This window comes from Phormidium sp. CCY1219, from assembly GCF_055795085.1.
The window spans coordinates 1-645 of record NZ_JAYFEQ010000176.1; the positions used below are offsets into that span (position 1 = coordinate 1).

Genomic DNA, 645 nt, shown 5'->3' on the forward strand with positions numbered 1-645 from the left:
CAGGGTGGGGTCATTAGTCCACTCCTGGCCAACATTGCTTTACACGGAATGATAAATTCGGTAGTCAATGCCTTCCCTAAATCTAAATACATTGACGGAAAGCAAGAGAAAAGTTATCGTCCGAAAATCATTCGATACGCCGATGATTTCGTGGTACTGTCACCACATAAAGAGGTCATACTAGAAGCCCGTAACTTGATTGAACAATGGCTTAAACAAGTTGGATTAAAGCTTAAACCAGAAAAGACAAGAATCTGTCATACCCATGAACTCTCAGAAGAAGGGGGAGAGCCAGGTTTTGACTTCTTAGGGTTTAATATCCGCCATTACACGGTAGGCAAATACAAGGCCACGAATACTGGTGGAGGGGGAAAGCAACTATTCCAGCTCAATATAAAGCCAAGCAAGAAGTCAGTCAAGAAGCACTACAAAGCAATTAAGGCGGTTATCAAGGCTCATAAAACAGCCCCACAATACGCATTAATCAAACGGCTAAACCTAGTCATAAGAGGGTGGAGTAACTACTATTCTGGAGTAGTATCCAAGGAAACATTCTCCAAACTCGACCATATGGTTTGGGTAGCTTTAAGGGCATGGACAGTATCAAGATGTGGGAAAGCGTCCATTGATAAGCTCAGAAAGTAT

At 42.5% G+C, this 645-nt stretch carries 1 protein-coding gene; it reads left to right on the forward strand.

Going from position 1 to position 645, the window contains the following annotated elements:
• Positions 1-645 (forward strand): group II intron maturase-specific domain-containing protein (locus tag AC0QH1_RS01060; protein ID WP_324628879.1); only part of this gene is annotated, 645 nt, incomplete at both ends.